Source organism: Streptomyces sp. 351MFTsu5.1 (assembly GCF_000383655.1).
Taxonomy (GTDB): domain Bacteria; phylum Actinomycetota; class Actinomycetes; order Streptomycetales; family Streptomycetaceae; genus Streptomyces; species Streptomyces griseorubiginosus.
Genome location: NZ_KB911818.1, coordinates 1 through 1,590 on the forward strand (window position 1 = coordinate 1; position 1,590 = coordinate 1,590).

Sequence of the window (1,590 nt, forward strand, 5' to 3'; positions counted from 1 at the left end):
GCTGTGCCTCGCCGACTTCTTCCGCCCCGAGGAGTCGGGGGAGACCGACGTGGTCGGCCTCCAGGTCGTCACCGTCGGCTCCCGGATCGGCGAGCGGACCGCCGAGCTGTTCGAGGCCGACGCCTACCGCGACTACCTCGAACTGCACGGACTGTCGGTCCAGCTCGCCGAGGCCCTCGCCGAGTACTGGCACGCGCGCGTGCGCTCCGAGCTCGGTATCGCGGGCGGCGACCCCGGCACCCTCGACGGTATGTTCCGCACCGAGTACCAGGGCTGCCGCTATTCACTGGGTTACCCGGCCTGTCCGAACCTGGAGGACCGCGCCAAGATCGCCGACCTGCTCCGGCCCGAGCGCATCGGCGTCCACCTCAGCGAGGAGTTCCAGCTCCACCCCGAGCAGTCCACCGACGCGATCGTCGTCCACCACCCCGAGGCGAGCTACTTCAACGCGGGAGGCCGCGCATGACGACCTTCTCCTTCGAGTTCTTCCCGCCGAAGACACCCGGGGGTGAGCGGACGCTGTGGCAGGCGATCCGCCGCATCGAGCCGCTCGCTCCCGACTTCGTGTCCGTCACCTACGGCGCCGGCGGCTCCTCCCGGGACCGCACCATCGAGGTGACCAAACGACTGGTCACCGAAACGACCCTGCGCCCGGTCGCCCATCTCACCGCCGTGGGCCACTCCGTGGCCGAACTGCGGCACATCATCGGCCAGTACGCCGACGCCGGGGTCCGTGACGTCCTGGTGCTGCGCGGAGATCCGCCCGGGGATCCCACCGGTCCCTGGCGGCCGCACCCCGACGGCTTCACGTACGCTCACGAACTGGTCGAACTCGTGCGCTCGCTGGGCGAGTTCAGGATCGGGGTGGCCGCCTTCCCGGAGCGGCACCCGCGTTCCCGCGACTGGGACGACGACATCCGGCACTTCGTGGCCAAGTGCCGGGCGGGAGCGGACTACGCGATCACGCAGATGTTCTTCCGTGTCGAGGACTATCTGCGGCTGCGCGACCGACTCGTGGCGGCGGGCTGCGACACCCCGGTCATCCCGGAGATCATGCCCGCCACGGATGTGCGCCAGATCAGCCGGTTCGCCGAACTCAGCGGCGCGACCTTCCCGGAGGACCTGGCCCACCGCCTGGAGGCGGCCCGGCACGATCCGGACGCCGGCCACCGGATCGGCGTCGACCACGCCACCGCCATGGCGGACCGGCTGCTCGCCGAGGGTGCTCCCGGGCTGCACTACATCACCCTCAACAAGTCCACCGCGACGCTCGAGATCCACCGGAACATCACCACCACAAGGAGTGCCCATGCCCTCGCAGCAGGACGCTGACGTCACGGACCACCGGGTCGCCGACCTCTCCCTGGCCGAGTTCGGCCGTAAGGAGATCACCCTCGCCGAGCACGAGATGCCCGGCCTGATGGCGATTCGCAAGGAGTACGCCGAGGCGCAGCCGCTGGCCGGCGCCCGCGTCACCGGCTCCCTGCACATGACCGTGCAGACCGCGGTGCTCATCGAGACCCTGGTCGCTCTCGGCGCCGAGGTCCGCTGGGCGTCCTGCAACATCTTCTCCACCCAGGACCACGCGGC

At 70.3% G+C, this 1,590-nt stretch carries 3 protein-coding genes; all 3 read left to right on the top strand.

Features of this window, described 5'->3' with window-relative positions:
- A partial coding sequence (locus H295_RS44580) for a vitamin B12 dependent-methionine synthase activation domain-containing protein (RefSeq protein ID WP_043218968.1) occupies nt 1–466 on the top strand: 466 nt, incomplete at its 5' end.
- Nucleotides 463–1,332, top strand: a complete 870-nt coding sequence (gene metF / locus H295_RS0142480; protein ID WP_020141452.1) for a methylenetetrahydrofolate reductase [NAD(P)H] — start codon at nt 463–465, stop codon at nt 1,330–1,332. The genes H295_RS44580 and metF, both read left to right, overlap by 4 nt.
- On the top strand, nt 1,310–1,590 hold a 281-nt coding region (locus H295_RS44585), incomplete at its 3' end, for an adenosylhomocysteinase (protein WP_043218970.1). The genes metF and H295_RS44585, both read left to right, overlap by 23 nt.

Bases quoted from the DNA above. Each gene is read 5' to 3' on its own strand.
- metF (WP_020141452.1), top strand. From the start codon at position 463: ATGACGACCTTCTCCTTCGAGTTCTTCCCGCCGAAGACACCCGGGGGT.